13 protein-coding genes are annotated in these 16,669 nt (G+C 56.2%); all 13 read right to left on the bottom strand.

The features are described from left to right. Window positions 1-22: 22 nt before the first annotated feature. On the bottom strand, window positions 23-580 hold the full coding sequence (locus BW14_RS03540; protein WP_044088284.1) for a histidine phosphatase family protein: 558 nt from the start codon (window positions 578-580) through the stop codon (window positions 23-25). An 88-nt stretch (window positions 581-668) separates the two neighbouring features. Continuing rightward, window positions 669-1,748, bottom strand: coding sequence for a tRNA (adenine-N1)-methyltransferase (locus BW14_RS03535; protein WP_140489273.1), 1,080 nt, complete (start codon window positions 1,746-1,748; stop codon window positions 669-671). An 80-nt stretch (window positions 1,749-1,828) separates the two neighbouring features. After that, window positions 1,829-4,108 (bottom strand): BREX system Lon protease-like protein BrxL, encoded by a 2,280-nt coding sequence (gene brxL / locus BW14_RS03530; protein WP_223847876.1) that lies wholly within the window; start codon window positions 4,106-4,108, stop codon window positions 1,829-1,831. A 122-nt stretch (window positions 4,109-4,230) separates the two neighbouring features. Then, a complete protein-coding gene (gene pglZ, locus BW14_RS03525; protein WP_044088288.1) occupies window positions 4,231-6,864 on the bottom strand; it encodes a BREX-1 system phosphatase PglZ type A in 2,634 nt (877 codons plus the stop codon). 370 nt (window positions 6,865-7,234) lie between these two features. Then, window positions 7,235-7,738, bottom strand: a complete 504-nt coding sequence (locus BW14_RS03520) for a TrmB family transcriptional regulator (protein WP_140489272.1) — start codon at window positions 7,736-7,738, stop codon at window positions 7,235-7,237. A 174-nt stretch (window positions 7,739-7,912) separates the two neighbouring features. Next, complete coding sequence (locus BW14_RS03515) at window positions 7,913-8,737, bottom strand: RES family NAD+ phosphorylase (RefSeq protein ID WP_052382001.1); 825 nt, start codon at window positions 8,735-8,737, stop codon at window positions 7,913-7,915. Between the two features lie 260 nt (window positions 8,738-8,997). Further along, the gene (locus tag BW14_RS03510; protein WP_044088291.1) at window positions 8,998-9,987 is read right to left on the bottom strand and encodes a sce7725 family protein; all 990 of its coding nucleotides are present in this window, start codon (window positions 9,985-9,987) and stop codon (window positions 8,998-9,000) included. Between the two features lie 27 nt (window positions 9,988-10,014). Continuing rightward, complete coding sequence (locus BW14_RS03505; protein WP_052382002.1) at window positions 10,015-10,698, bottom strand: sce7726 family protein; 684 nt, start codon at window positions 10,696-10,698, stop codon at window positions 10,015-10,017. Window positions 10,699-10,727: 29 nt separating this feature from the next. Beyond that, window positions 10,728-11,390, bottom strand: a complete 663-nt coding sequence (locus tag BW14_RS03500) for a hypothetical protein (RefSeq protein ID WP_140489271.1) — start codon at window positions 11,388-11,390, stop codon at window positions 10,728-10,730. A 9-nt stretch (window positions 11,391-11,399) separates the two neighbouring features. Next, the gene (pglX, locus tag BW14_RS03495) at window positions 11,400-15,203 is read right to left on the bottom strand and encodes a BREX-1 system adenine-specific DNA-methyltransferase PglX (protein ID WP_044088293.1); all 3,804 of its coding nucleotides are present in this window, start codon (window positions 15,201-15,203) and stop codon (window positions 11,400-11,402) included. 143 nt (window positions 15,204-15,346) lie between these two features. Further along, on the bottom strand, window positions 15,347-16,012 hold the full coding sequence (locus tag BW14_RS03490; RefSeq protein WP_044088294.1) for a DUF4417 domain-containing protein: 666 nt from the start codon (window positions 16,010-16,012) through the stop codon (window positions 15,347-15,349). Further along, window positions 16,009-16,368 (bottom strand): hypothetical protein, encoded by a 360-nt coding sequence (locus BW14_RS03485; RefSeq protein WP_052382003.1) that lies wholly within the window; start codon window positions 16,366-16,368, stop codon window positions 16,009-16,011. Before BW14_RS03485 ends, BW14_RS03490 begins: the two co-directional genes overlap by 4 nt. Window positions 16,369-16,406: 38 nt before the next feature. Continuing rightward, the coding region (locus tag BW14_RS11865; RefSeq protein WP_181161763.1) for a hypothetical protein at window positions 16,407-16,669 on the bottom strand (263 nt) is incomplete at its 5' end.

Raw genomic sequence — 16,669 nt, 5'->3', positions numbered from 1 at the left:
CGCAGAATACTGGGAAGAGGAATCAGTCGAAGTCCTTCACGTTGATTACGGCAAGCAGGTCTCCGCTGTGCACCTGCCATTCATCGAACGGCTTGTCTGAGCCGAGAACCACAATCGCGGCCGGGGCGAGACCAAGGTTGAGCAGGTCGAGGCGCTCCGCATCCGAATCCGAGGACGACAGCCATTGCGAGGCGATGGACACGGTGGGCTCGTGGCCTACGATCATGAACACGCGCTGCTTGGGCTTGACGTGCGCAAGCTCGTCGAATATGGCCTGAACCCCGCCTTCATACAGATTGATGCGGTAATCCACGATGGGCCCGTCGCCGAAGACCTTCAGCATACGGTCCAAGGTCTGACGGGCGCGGGTCACCGCCGAGCAGGAGATCTGATCGGGTCTCAGGCCGAGCTCCTCGATGCCTTTGGCGACCGCCTTCGCCTGCTTGAGGCCTTTTTCGGTCAGTTCGCGTTCGGCGTCGTCACTACCTCCGAACGGCTCGGCCTTGGCATGCCTCATGACGATGAGGATGTGCTTGTATTTCTTGGCTGCCTTGGCCACCTTGCTCAGCTTGATGCCCATTGTTATGCTCCCCTTCCGGATATGCGTAGCTCACAACAAACATTGAGAAAAACTATTATACGCTTGATGTGAGCGTTCACATAATCGTTCAGGCAGCCTCGTCACCAAGCTTGTGCAATTCGTTCACCTGACGATCCAAGTCGCGCAGCACCTTGCGCAGCTTGTGGTCGGAGATGTCGCGCAGCTCCAGCTCCTCGATCTGCGCTTCGCGCTGCTCGTCCGTCATGGCGTCGATGTCGGTAACCGTGTCCTTGGAGTACCGCTCGCGTTTCTTCAACGCGGCGAATCCGGGTGCCATGGCACGCGAGACCACCAGGAAACCGGTGTGTCCGATCATCTGATGATCCGGGCGGACGGCCAGACCCTGCGCCTTCCACGTGCGCTCGAGGGTCTCCTCGATCTGCGGCTCGGTCCAGCAGCCCGCGTCACGCAGGGTCTCGGCCAGTCGGCTCATCTGCGTGGTGGTGGTGATGTAGCACACCAGCACGCCGCCGGGCGCGATCGCACGGTACGCCTGCTCCAGTCGGTTCCACGGGTCGAGCATGTCGAGCATGACACGGTCGAACCAGTGTTCGGGCAGCGAGGCTGCCACGGTGTCGAAGTCGCCGGTCTTCAGGTCCCACCATGCCGGCTCTTCGCCGTAGTAGAGCGCGGCGTTGACCTTGGCCACGCGCGCGAACTCAGGCCGCAGCTCGATGGTGGTCACATGGCCGCCCTCCCCCACGGCGTCCAGCAGGTTCACGCTCATGGCACCCGAACCGGCGCCCGATTCCAGCACACGCATGCCGGACCGGATGTCGCCAAGCTGAATCACCTGGGCGATGTCCTTCGGGTACATGATCTGCGCGCCGCGCGGCATGGAGAGCACATAATCTGCGAGGCGAGGGCGCATGGCCGCATAGTCCCATCCGCCGATTGCGCGCGACGACTTCCACGGCTTGTTCCTGTCCTTCTCCGGATAGACCTGATTGACCTGCGCCTCGCGCTTGGCATGCACCGTGGTAATCACCGCGCCCTCGGTGTTGCCGATCACGTCATCATGCAGGATAAGCCCATGCTCGGTCTGCGTGGAGCCTCCCGGCACCAGCTGGTCGGTGATCTTCTTGCCCTTGCGATCGGTGAACTGCACCTTCTCGCCCGCCTGGAACGGTCCCCGCCTCGGATTCATGGGTCTCCTTCACTCGTACGTGTCGGACGCCATGATGACACAAGTCCACCCGCCCGGCATACTCAACAGCTCAAACCGTATCAGTGTAATGCATGAGGTTCCGCGGATCGGTCACGCTGATAGATGACGTTGAATTCCTTGACCTTGCGCAGCTGCTGCTTGCGTGCCATAGGACTCAGCCAGGAGGCGTCGTATTGCTGGAAAATGTCAAGACCGCGTCCGAGCGTGACGATCCACCCTGTATCACTCTCGATGTAACGGTCGTGAGCGGTGTCGCTGAACTCGTAGGTAACGATGATGCCCAGCTGTCCGAAAGCATCCCGCACCTGGTTCAGGGACGCTATCTGATTGTCGATATGCTGGTCATCCGCGTGCTTGGTTACGAGATGAACGTGCACCTCTTCGGTCCGCTCGGTGTAGTTGAACACTGTTTCCAGGAATTCTGCGTAATTGCGAATCTGATAAAACAGTCGGATGTACGGGTCCACGATGGTGATGTTGCGCGCACCGGCAACGAATGCGCCAAAGAGTTTGTCATAAGTGACTCCGCGCTGATCTTCGGCATACGAGAGGCGGCCTTCCCGGGCGGCCGCAGCGGCACGTTCGATTCGGTTGAGCTTCGGCTGCGTGGCCGGTTCGGGTGACTGCTGCGTTGTGACAGACGCCGCTTCTACCGCCACGGTCTGGGTAGATCGCCCGGATCGTTCGGCATCCGTGGACTTGCCGGCAGGCTCGCCGATTCGCTCGGCCGGCTCACCGGCAGCTGACGACGGCTCTTCGGCATCATCCGACCGGTGATGCCCGTCCCTCCAATACAGTTCCGGATACTCGATCTCCTCCAACGTCTGTACCGCAGTTGGCTCCGCGGCCCCTACACGCGTGTAGCTGAAGTCGACCTCGGCCATGGTGGAGTCGATGCGGCACAGTTGGTCCTTGACCCGCTTGCGTCCTTCGATGGCGCAACGCAACAGCGGCTCCATCTCGTCCATCGTCGCCTCGCCGGACGGGTAGATGAGCTTCATCAGGCCGGAGAAGGTCTTGCGCACGCCGTCCTTGTCGCGTGTGGAAAGCGTGGGCGACAGTGTGAAATACCGCTCGAACGCCGAACCGTAGTCCACGTTGCGCAGGTTGTGCAGGATCTCGGCCAGATAGTCCACCACGAAGCCGTAACCGCGTGTGAACATCTCGGAGCGGATCTGCTCGAACTCCCAGCCGGGCAGGTAGTAGTGGATGCGGTCGAGGAACGCCGGATCGTGGTATTGTGCCGGCAGCTCCTCGAACAGATCGGAGTTCTTGAGCATGTACGGCACGTTGTGGGAGGTGTTGCCGACGAACACCATGGACGCTTCGGCCTGCATAGTGTTGCGTCCGCGTGAGAACGATTTGTTGGCCATGTAGTTCTTCATGATGTCCACGAGCGCCCGGTCGGCCTTTTTGGTCTTCCCGGCGAACTCGTCGAACGCCACGGTGTCCCAGTAGCCGACCAGACCGATCTGCCCGCTCGTATTGTTGACGAACAGCTTCGCGGCCGTCACCTCACCGCCGGAGATGAGCATGCCATGCGGGGAGAATTCCGAATAGATATGCGATTTACCTGTGCCCTTAGGGCCGAGCTCGATGAGATTGTAGTTGCGCTCCACGAAGGGAATCATGCGCACGAGATGCAGCAGCTTCGCCCGTTTGCCGAACAGGTCAGGATTGAATCCGACCGACTGCATAAGCAGGTCGATCCACTCGTCGGCGGTGAATTTCTCACGCATGGCGAGGTAGTTCTCCCTGTCGTCGTGGGACATCTGCACAGGCATGAGCCGCTGCAGACGCCAAGGCACGTCCTTCGAGTCGCCGGAGTAGGCATAGACCAGCGCGCACATGCACCAGATGCCGGTGACCATGAGCTTCGGGTTGTTTTTGACGGTCTGCGAGTCGACTACAACGCGGCTGATGCCGAGGTTCTCGAACGTGGCCTCATACTGGTCAAGCCTCTCGTTGAGCGCCACCTGCACCTTGTCGATGACGTTGTACCGTCCCTTTTCACGGATCTTCGACTGGATGAGGTTGGCTTCCTCGCGGTGCACATAGTTGTCCGCGAGAGTGGCCCGGACACGGTCCACACCGGCCTGCACGCTGATCTCGTCGGTGGTGGTCACGTGTTTTCCAAGCAGGTATTCCAGCACATATGAGGGCACGAGGGCGTTGCCCTTGACCTTGCTGACCAGGTCCTTGCGCACCGTGTAATCGGCGAATTCAGCAGTCACCTTGCGGTCGAGGTCGTTCATCACGGGAATTTCGTTCGCCGCAGTCTCCTCAGGCTCGCCCGAATCCTTATCCATTGTCTTTTCCATATGCTCTTCGTCTGCCATGTTCCCACCTTACCTGTATGCCCATCCCTCGTGGCTCCCTTGTCAGGGGAGCTGTCAGCGTGCTGACTGAGGGGTAGTCCCACCAATCAAAGCCGGACGGTTCCGCGTTCCACCCGGCTACGTTAGAAGTCGAATCCGTCATCGAACATAAGCCCGCGCTGCAACCGGTACTCGGCCTTGATATCCAGCCGGCGCATCTGGCTGGAGCCGGGGATTCGCTCAGCCAGTCGCAGCTCGACCACGGTGTTGTTGAACCGGCCTGCCTCGCCGGCGAGCAGGAACGTGGCCGGAACATGTCTGTCGGCAGCGTCGTTGGATGTGGACGTGAACGCCAAAGGCACCTCGTTGGAGATGAGCGTAGCCTTGCCGCCGGGCTCCACGCCCCACAGGCCGGCGAGTACGGTTCGCTCGGATATCTTGCCGCCCACGGGTTCGGTTTGCAGGAAATCGACCGTGATTTGCCCGGTGGTGATGCGATCGGTGTTCTGCAGGATGCGGAATTCCACCAATCGCGCGTCTCCGGAGGCCGAACGCCCCTTGTTGATGTGCATGACCGGCACTACGATCTCGGGCAGCGAAGCACCGCCATGCACATACCGTACGCCATCACCCGAGATACGCAGTCGATGGATGCCGTTGGGCACCTGAATGGTCACGCCCTTGTTTTCCGGATCGTCCAGACCGACGCGGGCGGCGGGGAATGTGGTGAACGCAGGCTTGGGGACGAGATTCGAGCCGATGACGAACCGGCGTTTCTTCACCCAGACCGCATCTCCGGAAGGTCCGACGCTAAGCCATTCGGCGTCCGTCACATCATGGTCCTGATAGAGGAATCCGTGGTCGGCGGTGACGATCATATTGGTCACGTTCGCGTTGGCCAGACGCTTGACGATGGTGTCAAGCTCGTCGATCGTCTTCGCACAGGCATCGAAGACCCCCGATTCGCTGGCTGCATCGTCTCCGATGGAGTCGATGACGTTGTGGTAGACGTAGAGCACGCTGCAGGATTTCACCAGCTCGCGGTATTCGTCGCGCTTCATCTTGAGTAGCGTCTTCGCCGTCACTGCAGCGCCGCCCACAGAACCAAGAACCGACTGCCGTGCAGCCAATCCCACAGTGGAGTTGCCGTCCGCCAGCACCCCGTAATGGTCGGAGGGAGTCAGCGCCAGACTCGTGTGTGGCAGCAGAGCGGCCATGCCGAGCTGCGTGTAGGATGGCAGTACGCACAATTGGGCTTCGAGCGTGGCGTTCCAACGGCTCTGCGCATCCAGCCGTTCGCGCAATTCCTCGGCCACCTCGTAGCGCAGCGCGTCGGAGATGATGACCGCGATCTTTCTGCCGGCATCGGTGATTTTCTTCACATTGCGCGCGTAGAAGTCGTTCTGGGCGGGAACGCCGTCAATCGACCACTCGTCGAGCTTGTTGACCTGCGCCTGCCACTGCACGCTCAGATCGGCTTGATAGCGGGCGTATTCCTGTTCCAGGCTTTCGGCGACCATGTTGCCGCTGAACCGGCCTCCGGCCTTCCATGAGGCGATGAATCGGCGGTAGCATGCATCGACCCGGTACAGGTCGTTCGCATACAGACGGAAGCCCTCCTGCGCGGACGATATGGATTCCATGATGGGCCGGGCCGCACGCAATCGGGCGCGCAGGGCGCTGGCCGAGGCGATGATGGCGTAGTCCTTGGCGAATTCGTCGTGCCACAGACAGTATCGTCGTGAGGCGACTAGGCGCTGTACGTCGTCGTCTGTCACACTCTCGTTGCCAAGACCCGCATACAGCAGTTCCACGAGCTGTTCATCGACCTCACGGAACAGGTCGTGCGACGCCAGTTCGTCAAGACCCAAGCCGGTAATGTCGTCGGTAAGCGAGAGGTCCGCGAACGTATCCTCCGCCAAAGTGCGGACCACCGGGGCAAAACGAGGGTCGTTGCGCCACATGTCAAAGTCGCGGCGGATGTTCGCGTAATAATCCAGACCGTGTTCGGCGTCGGCGAACCCGTTCCACGCCAAACGGAACAGCCACAGCGCAAAATCCTTCACCGTAGGGTGTTCCAGTTCACAGGCCGCGTCGAACCGGTAGATGCCGCGTGTGCCGGCCCAGTGATAGTCGGCCAAGCTCATGTCCGCGATGCGCTCGATGCCGTCAGTTTCGTCCTGCGAGTATTGGGCGAGCAACGCGCGCCAGATCGCCTGCAGACTGTGTTCCCCCGCCGGCAGGCCGAGCAGTACGGCGATCATCTTCGCCTGGAAGTCCCGCTCGTCGTCGTCCGCGCGCAGCCGCCCGCCCAGCCCGGCCACCAGATCGTCGTCGTCGAAGAACGGCTTGGTGCGTTGCATGATGGCGAGCCAAGTGTCTCGCGTCGCGGCGGATGCCTCGCGCGGGAACAGCTCGTTGACGATCATCGACAGGCGGTCGGCGGTGAACATAGGACCGTACGCCAGTTCGAGGTCAAGCAGCCAATTATCCTCGTCCGCCGGCAGTTTGCCGGTGAGGTATACGAGGAACTTCGTGGTCGGCCGTTCAAGGAGGATACGGTATTTGACGGCGAACGGGTTGCGTTCCAACCGCACGACCTCCACGTCGCGCAATGCCTCGTCGGCGGCCTGCTGACCTGCGATTTCATCCAGCAGATCGGCGAATTCGCCGTGCTCGTCATGCCAGAACACCACGCGCCCCTCGCCATATGCGGTGCCGTCGTAACCGGCGAACCGCGCCGCCAGCAACCGTCCGATCTGCTCAGCTGTGCTCATGCGAGTCCTTCTCTTTCTGTGGTATCCAACATGGATAAAACTGCACCACTGCTGCACTGAAGGCATCGAGTATAGTCGACACTTTACAATTGCTGCACTACCCCGATATGACGACGCCCATTATCAGCGCATAACCGATGACTCCATATCACGCATCAAATCAGCTCCTCACCAACCGGAGCGCCAGAATCAAGCTCAACTCCCCTGTATGCACCGTCATACCCATCAAATAACCGATCCAAATCACCGGAACACACTTCCGGTGTCAATGCGTCATTGTTCCGGCACCCTTCCCCAGGAGCATCGACATTGCTGCACACGGATGATTGAGAATGAACACCCAGATCGCTATCAATCTGTGTACTGCCGCTCATTTCGAGACCTCCCCGACAAGCACATATCGTGTCGAACGCCCAGCACCCACACGGCGCAACAGTCCGCAATCGACAAGTCTGGCAAGGATTTTCTGAGTCTGACGTTTGCCGACTTTGAGAAGACCCGCAACATCATCAGACTGCGCACCTCGCCGTTGTTGAATAAATGCGTAGACCTGACGCTCCTGTTCGTCAAGGTCAGCGGTATCGCGAACTAATCGCGAACTAATCGCGAACTTATCCGGCAGTATCGCGCACTCCGGATTCGGTATCCGGCAATTTCCGGCAGTATCCGGCATTTCAAACATAGTATCCGGCACCTTTGCAGCAGTATCCGGCACCCCATTCAGAGCATCGCGCACTTTCTTGACAGTATCCCGCACTCCCAATGAAGTATCCGGCACTTTCCCGTCATCAATCTGCGTGTTCCGCGGGACCGGAACTTGAGCTACAAACACGCTCAGGCTGAGCCCCGCACCGCTTGAATTCCACCGATGCATCCTCACCCTGCGCCAATACGGCTTGAAGTTCCTGCAGAGTCATGATTGCACCTCCTCAATTACACTCATCACATATTTGGCCTTCTGCCCAACAGATGACACACCAACAGATGACTACCATAGTCCGACATTTAGGTCGGATTTCCCGCAAGCCATTATGACTTTCACTATTATCTAATCCACGATTGAATAGGTCACTTCGCTAACCCGCTTGGTGTAGGTTTTATCGCACGTATAGGCTTCTGGATTAAACAGGCAAAGGTTCATACCACCGCTTCGTAATGTGCTGGCATACTTCACCCCGTCGTATGGACCACCCTGATTTTCCCCCAAACTCTTGATGAGCTCGGAAATGTATTGCGACGGAACATATTCAAGAGGATTGTCTCCCCTGCGCATCGGTTTGGAAATCTCTTGGACCATGCCGCGCAGGATTTCAAGATTCGCCGCGAACATGGGCAAATCCTCACCGTCGATATCGAATGGGCTGATTTCGGACAATTTCGACAGGTCAGCAATTCTGATGGGCCGTTCGAGCGTGAACTTACCGAACGTCACATAATCATGCACTCCAGCACGGATTTCGTGCAAAGCCGTGTCATCCGCCTCGATATCGTTACCCAGAGTCGTATACAGCTCACTGATTCCTACGGGATTGATTCGACCATTACCAGCAACACCTTGAGGCGGAGCACCCATCTCATTCCCAGCAGCATAGCCTTTCATGTCCTTAGCGATTCTCGCCCGTGTCAACACTGTGCCTTGTTCACATGTATCTCGCGTATAGCTAATCAAGCGAGCCAATTCATCAACGTCAACGAAAGAGACAAAGAATCGATTTTGATATTTCAGATGATCAGCGAATTTGTTCCAATCGTGTTCACTAATGCGGCCGGAATCACTCAGCCGAACCGTGCCTTGGAGAAGGGAATTCATCGCATACCCGTCGAACACGCCCTTGGTTGACTCCGCATACATGGCATTCAGTAGTTCTTGCACGGATTCTTCTGGAATAGTGAACAACCGCCATCTGCTTGACAACTCATGGGCCAACGTGCATGAGCACGCCTCGGTACGAACACCGCACGATTCGTAAAGCTCGATGATTGTTAACAGCGAATTCTGAATATCGGCGCATGTCCTGAAATCATATATGGCGACGCCTTCACTCCCGCAAAAATCACAATCGCCTTGTACTCCGAGCCCTTCTACTGTGCCACGCAGCACATGGTCCCGGAAACAATTCACACAGCAGTTTGTCATCGGTCCGGCCTTTCAGAGAGGAACCATCCCATGAGCTCGAGATGGTGCATGATGCACAGTTTCTTGATGGTCGGCAATCCTGGGTATGTACCGGTCTTCGCGTGACCGATGAGCTTCTGCAAGCCTATTGTCTGGTGCGCCTGCTTCATATCGTTGCGCTGTATATGCCATGCATCCAGCATCCGCACTGTCTGCACGAATTTCTCCGGCGTCTCATGGGCATCGTCGCTTACATCGGACACAAAGTGATGAACGCGAAGATTCCATTCATCGTCGAAATACACGATATGAAGCGCGACAGCCTTGGGCATTCCCCCGCGTTCGTCATAGTTATCGCCAACTATTGAATAATCGCCGAATCCCTCGTACTTGTCGGTATACCACAGATGGTCATCAGAGAAGAACTCGTCTTGATATTCTTCTTCCCCGTACGCGGCGTTATTCTCACGCTTGATGAATGGGTCGGAGAACAGAATTCTCTTCGCGACAATTCCATTACGTTTCAGATCACGGGTAAGTCGTTCACTATCCGAAGCCGCGACAGCATGAAAAACGAAATTGCGTAGTTCCTTGATACGACCGCGATCATTTTCGGAGACAAAGACGATGCCCCTGTCTTTCATCAAAGCGGAATCGGCATTTTGAACCTGCTGTGCGACTGTCGTAGCGTCATTGTTCAGCAGTACTGCCGGAAAGATAGTTCCCCGTTCCCCTATCAGCGGATCCGGCTCATTATGACCATATATGTCAAATAGGCTGTCGAGATCAGTGGCAGCGGTCAGATCTCCCACGTCTGGATTCAGAACAACGCCTAAGGCACCGCCTTCACACTCACGGAACATACGCAACGTCTGCCGAAGTTGAGGCATATCTCGTATCGGCTCGATGACAGGCACCACCTGTAAGGGAAGTTTTCCCGCCATCAGCAGTTCCCGAAGCGCAAGCAATTCATACTGTCGCGCTCTAAGATAGGGATAATAAGGCATTCTTCAACCCCCTTGTTGCTACATCACCTATGCTCGAAGAGCCCCTATCTCCGGCACGCTCCTCATCTTATCGTAAGCAAAGTATAAGGAGATACGTGATTCCTCGGGGAACCGTTCCAAATCTTCGCGAGTCCACGCATTCCGCTGTTTGACTGCGTTCATAACCAATGATTGCGCCTTCAACACAGGAATGGTCAGGAACATTTCACGGCAAGCACCATAGAACATAGCTGGAGACACGTCAGGCACGGCGCCGAACTCAGTTTGCAAGATCTTCGTATACTCGGGCTTACGCAGCACCTTCAGCAGTTCGATCAGGCTCAGAGCATCGTTGTGTTCGCTCGGCTTCAGCACGCATTTGAGAGCATTGCGACGCGTCATAACATAGATGCCGACATGCTTACCGAATTCGGGCATGGCAGCGAGGCACTCGCGCAAACATGCTAGCTTCTCCTCGGGAATCACCACGTTCACATATGAGAACACCGTGTAATAATCCCGAAGCTGCCCTTCGAGACGCTCGAACGTGTCGAGATCGGACTTAATCTCGTACACCGTTCCACGTCCGTTGATAATCACCGTATCCGCTATGGATCCAGCTACCCGAAACTGGCGGAACCCTTTCGAGGTTCGAAAACTATGCGAATGCAACAGCAGACGATACGCTACCGCATCCTGATAGAACGCTTCATCTCTCGCAACATTATTCATACCCAACGCACTCAATCCTATATATATAATTATCTTGATATTTCTCCCAGCTGTCTAGAAATACCACGTATTGAATGTTCAATATTTTTCAATTCCGGATTATCCCCTCCAGAATGAGTTGGACCTGTGGCGGCAGCAGGAATAGGCGCTTTTATGCAATCATATGTAAGAGAGTCACAATAATCTTTCCTATCGGCTTCTCTCCGCCAAGAATAGTGGACCTCTATCTTCCCTTGCAATGGAGCGCCATCGACGACGTCACCTTGTCCGTCCGTAATAATCCAATACACACGTTTGCTAGCTTCCGGCATAAGGTCAAATGGAGTTTCCATAAACCAACGAAGATGATCCGAGATGTAATGATTATCGTCAATCATAATGAAATCTTGATTAACAAGTCGAATAGTTATTGACCTTGCTGCAGTACCACCTGTGTTTTTTAACTTCAAATCCCAAGCACCGGAACCACCAATACTCGGGATAACATCCATCGAGATATAAGGACGATTTCTGTCTTCACTTTCCCTTTGAGATTGTTTGGAAGATTCACGCACCTGAACAGATGCTTGATGAATTTGGCAAGCCGTAAAAATTAATGTAAGCACAACACCAACTGCCCCAATGATAGCCGAGACGCCCTGGGCAACATCTGTCCACATCGGAGTGTCAGAAAGGCAAAGATACATCAACATCTTTAGAAGTCATTCCTTTCCCAACGGGTTGGTGGGCCAGGTCCAGGATTGGACGGTTTTGCGCTTGGCTTCGATGGGCTTGATGGTGCGGACGGCGGCACCCATACGCAGGTAGTTGACCAGCACGCCGTCATCGAGGTCGATGGGGAGATTGGCGGTGGCGAGCGGGTAGAGGATGTCGCGCTCGTAACTGGTGCATTCGGTGATGGCGGTGCGCAGCTTTTCGCCCTTGCGGACTTCGGCCGGCTTGCCGGAGGCGAGCAGGGCTTCGGACTGGGCGTTGAGCTTGCCAGTGAACTCGCGCAGGTATTTCAGCACGGTGTTCGTGGTGGCGGGCGTGTACCGGTGCAGGTAGACGAGCGCCTTGAACGTGCCCTTGTTGTCGGTACGGCTGGAGTACATCCAGTAGATCGGCCGGTTCTTGTACATCTTGACATGATCGTCGTAGAAATCCGTGGCGAAATACTTCCGCAACGGCTTGCCGAGCACCTGTTCGATATAGGCGATGTTCTCGTTCACATGCTGCTCGCCGAGCGATGCGGCAAGGAACGTGCGGAAGCGGGCGGCGAGATCGTCCTCGAACCATTCGTCGTCGGTGATGGGAATGACGTTGTCCGCATCCGGCTCGAACGTGGGGTTCGGGATCTGCGCGTGATAATCATCGATGGTTTCGTCTTGGGAGGCGAGGATCAGGCCCGGCTTGTCGAGACTATAGCGCCCGAACATGCAGCCGACCGCGTAGGAGATGATCTCCTTGACGACGTCGACGGCCATCTTCGCATCACGCTCGGCGGGCGTGTCCTTCGGATAGGCGAACGCCGGATTGCGCTTCAGCGAGACGCGCTCGATCGGCACGTCGCACGGCACCTCGTCACGCGCGCCATACGCATCCGCCACCAACTCGTTGTTGCGGATCTCGCGCTGGCGCTGCGATTCAGCAATCTGCTTGCAATGTGCGATATAGGCGGGAATCGCCTCAGCCAGCACAACATCTCGGCTCCCTCTGACGAGGGAGCTGTCAGCCTGCGGCTGACTGAGGGAGAGGCCATTCAACACATTCAAGTTCTTGAAATCCCACGAAGTTTCGTAGGAGTCCCAATCATGACGAGAAATCTCGACTAAAGCATCAACTTCTGAACAATCAACTTGATCACAGATAGGAGTATAGCCAACCGGTCCCTGCATATAGTGTGTAGACGATCCCAGTATATTCAATATCTGAACAGCAAAAGAACTATTCATAATAGACAAAAGCACATCTGGATTACCACTCTCTGAATAAGAGAGGAAGCCACTAGTCTGATCACATATGAATCCAGCTCCATCAAAACGAAACGAGGGATCTCCGGAAGTTACCGTAGACCACGAAACAGACGGCAAAAAATATAATTCGGTATTTTGCGCTCTCGAACGCGGTTTCCCACCATTTCCGGTACCAAAAAATCTAATTTCAGAGCCGTCGTTCTCCCAATTGACAACATATTCACGATTCCCGTACCACTTCCGAAATTCACCACCTTTGTTGTAGGAGAACCACCGTTTGCGACTCACAACAGATTCTTTGCCCGACAAGCAACCGAATAAATTACGTGATTGACTAACTTCCCACCATTCACGTAAGAATCTCGGATTATCAGCGGTTGCCAATCCCTGTCGTGGCTTCACATAATTTACAAGACGAGTCCCATATCCAAAAGCATCTCTCATTGATTTCGACAACCAATAAGCTAATGGAGATTCAGGAATCTGTGCAAAATCATGCTGGTTAACAGTGAAAAGCAGACCGTTATTCGCCCCCTTGACGGCACCGGCACAGGTACGCGCTTGGTCTTCATCTCCATGCACGTCAACCAATCGCAGATACGTACCCTTGCCTTTAGAAGCACCATTGCGAATGGTGAATGCCGTGGTGGAGACGACTTCGCCGCCAATGCTGTCGAACGCTCCGGCACCGAGATGTGCCATCGTTTCGATGGAGTGCTTTGCGAGCAGTCCCTTGCGCAGGTTCTCGAACGAGGAGAGGAACATCCAGCTTTGCATCGTGATCATGCCGAGCAGGGCGTTCGGTTTGATGAGTTGCAGGTTGCGCAGGATGAACGCGGCGAACAGATCCTTGTTGCCGTCCGGGTAATGCTCGTTCACATACTCCTTGAGTTCACCGCCCATGTTGCTTGAACCCATATACGGCGGGTTGGCGACGACCGCGGCGTACTTACGAGCGAGGTAGGCAGTTTGGGCGAGGACGGTGTGGGCGCGGTCGGCGAGGGGGTCGGAGAAGAGGGAGGTCTCTCCCCCAGTCAGCTCCGCTGACAGCCCCCTCATCAGAGGGGGCCAAGAAGACGAATCTTCGTCTGCTTCATCAGAGGGGGCCGAGAACGCAGCAACCAAATAGGTCAAATCAGTTGAGGGCTGGATGAGGGAGCCGTAGATGTCGGCGTGCTGGTAGGTGTTCCAGGTGTCGGCGTCGAAGGTCACGTCGTACAGATCGTTGAGCTCCTGCACTTCCGTGTCGGTGAAGTACTCGGGCGTGATGCGCTGGATGTTCGGCTGCACCTGCTTGCGGAAGAAGCGACGATAGCGGCCGCGCGCCTTCATGGTCAGGGCGAAGGCGGCGAGGTTGGCTGCGCGCTCGTCGATTTCCATGCCGAACAGGTTGTGCTGCAATATGAGCCCGGGAATCTCGTTGGCGGAGTAGCCGGCCTCGTCGTAGATGTCGTAGAGCAGGTCGAACGCATAGGTGAGCATGTGGCCGGAACCGCATGCGGGGTCACAGACGGTGAGGTCTTCGGGGGTGGCGATCTTGAGGATTGCTTGCTGGGATGTTTCTCTCCCTCCGTCAGCTTCGCTGACACCTCCCTCATCAGAGGGAGGCATAATGGACTGCTGGGGGTCTCTCCCCCACCCGGCTACGCCGGGAGCCCCCTCAGCCGAGGGGGCCGAGGATGAGTCGATGTAGTATTCCCACGATTCGTGCAGACGGGATTCGGGATGGTTCTGGGTCCACAGGCGGCCGACCGTGTTCTGTACGAGGTATCGTACGATCCAGTCGGGCGTGAACAGCTGGGTGGCGGCGGGAATTTCGGCGGCACCGGCCTTCTTCGACTTCTTGAAGCCGGCCATCACCTCGTCCTTGCGTTCGGCGATGTAGAACTGGTAGAGCCAGCCGATGATCTCCACGGTTCCTTGGCCCTCATCACCCACGCAGTCGGCGACGGACATCGCCTCTACGGCGCGGCGCAGCACGGAATCGGAGGCGAGCAGATCGGCGGGCAGCAACAGTTCGTCGGCCGCGCCGGATTCGTCGAACATGAATGGCATGAACCGGTGCCAGTAGTCGCAGTAGGCGCGCAGCAGAAGACCGTAGGCGTCGCCCTGCGGGTCGTTGCTCGTCTTGGTGCCGTCCAGCAGCGCCTGGATGGTCGGCATCACCTTGGCTTTCGCGCCGACGTTGCCGAACACGCTCTCGTCGAACTCCCCGCGTTTGGCGGCCGACAGCACGCCCGGCAGCGCATTCGGATTGTCCGCGTCATCGCCGGACACCACATGCGGCATGGTGAACTCGTTCGCATCCATGTACCGCAGGGCGATGATCCGGTTGAACCAGCGGTACGCATGCCGCTCGGCGGTTTTCGCACGACCTTCCTCGCCGCCGCCGTTGGCGCGGATCTCCTCCTCCAGTTTGGCGAATGCGCGAGGATTGTCCACGCGCGCCGCAGACGCCGGCTCCATCGCCGCATCCAGCTTCGCACGCACCGCCTTGATGAGCTCCACACGCGCCCCGGCCGCAAACGCCTGCAACTTACTCGTGTTCATCCGCTCTACTCTCCTCGTCAAGCCCTCATCATCGCGAACCGATGCACGGCCCTACAGACTGCACATACAAAGCACCATCATAGCGGCGGCCACTCAATATCGCGGCAATCACATACGGTCGGCAGCATCATGCGATAGCAAAGTCAGGTAAGTCTCCGCCTGTACAGCGTATGAACATCGTCATAATGCCTATAGGGAATGCGGGCAGCATCCAACTGACTCTCCATAACAGGGTCTCTTCGTCCATACAGTATGACCTTGGATGGCATGAGCGTATGAACTTTGACCGCATAAGAGAAATCACCCTCTGCGGTCGGCTCGCATCCGAGCGTTCCGGAAGCCGCCATGACACCCTCCGTCACATTGAGCAGACACACCAACGTTGACGGCAGCCCTATGCGCAGATTCTGGACAAGTTTGATCCCATTAACCGCAAGCACCGCATCGAACAACTGATTGAGCAGGATAATCAACCGCTGCCATTCGATATCCATATCCGCAGTGACGGTTACATCCGATCCAATCACGCCCATAAACGGCCTATACTCGTCCAGTTCTTCCAATACTTGCTCTAGACGTGGATAGATACGGTCATCCGAACAGTAAAAACAGAGTACGGTATGAGCCGGATCGGAAACGAGTTGGGACCCTCGTTCCCGGTACGTCACCACCAAATCCGGCCACTCATTCAAATACCATTCAGGCTGCATCAATGGAAATCCTTGATCATCACAGCGAACGCCGTGTTCCTCAAGATATCGAGAATACTCATCAATCAAAGCCAATATATCCGTCAAAGCACTGATCATGCAGCCATCCCCAGTTCCGGCGGGTTCATCAACGTCACCGAAGACTCGGGCATCATGTCTTCCAGCAAGCGCACCGCTTGCAATACACGATGTCGAAGAAACATCTGCACTACACTGCCACGAGATTGCACCACAAAATCACAAATCACAGCGATATCGGCACTACCCGCCAAGCGAGCGACAAGCACGTCAGCATCCTTCTGTGAATTCAACGACAGAAGCTCAGTGAGCGTGACGTACCGATGCTTTCCATTACCATCGAAAAGGCAATCCGGATGACCCGCTTCCAGGTAGAACGAATCATAGGCTTTCGGTTCAAGAGAAACAGTAGATTCCGGCCGATGATCCCAAAACACGCCAATTAGTTGATATGTTTTTTCATTTTGCCCCTTCTCTACAGTTCGATAACCACACCAGTGTTGTAGTCGACCGCGCGACGGGCGAAATCATCCAACTTGCGGTAAATCTCAGCCAATCGAGGCGTAATCGGCTGCTCAAGACGAGCCTCAAGCCACCCAGCTAGTAGACGACACTGGCGCGCGTCGAGAAAATCCACATCATAAGGACCAATCAACGAGGCACATAACGTATTGACGGGATCGACAAAATCCTCATCAAGCAAATATCGATCAGAATCTGCTGTCATACGAAAAATCT

The sequence above is a fragment of the Bifidobacterium sp. UTBIF-68 genome, from assembly GCF_006408855.1.
GTDB lineage: Bacteria > Actinomycetota > Actinomycetes > Actinomycetales > Bifidobacteriaceae > Bifidobacterium > Bifidobacterium reuteri.
This window is presented reverse-complemented; position numbering and strand designations above follow the sequence as displayed.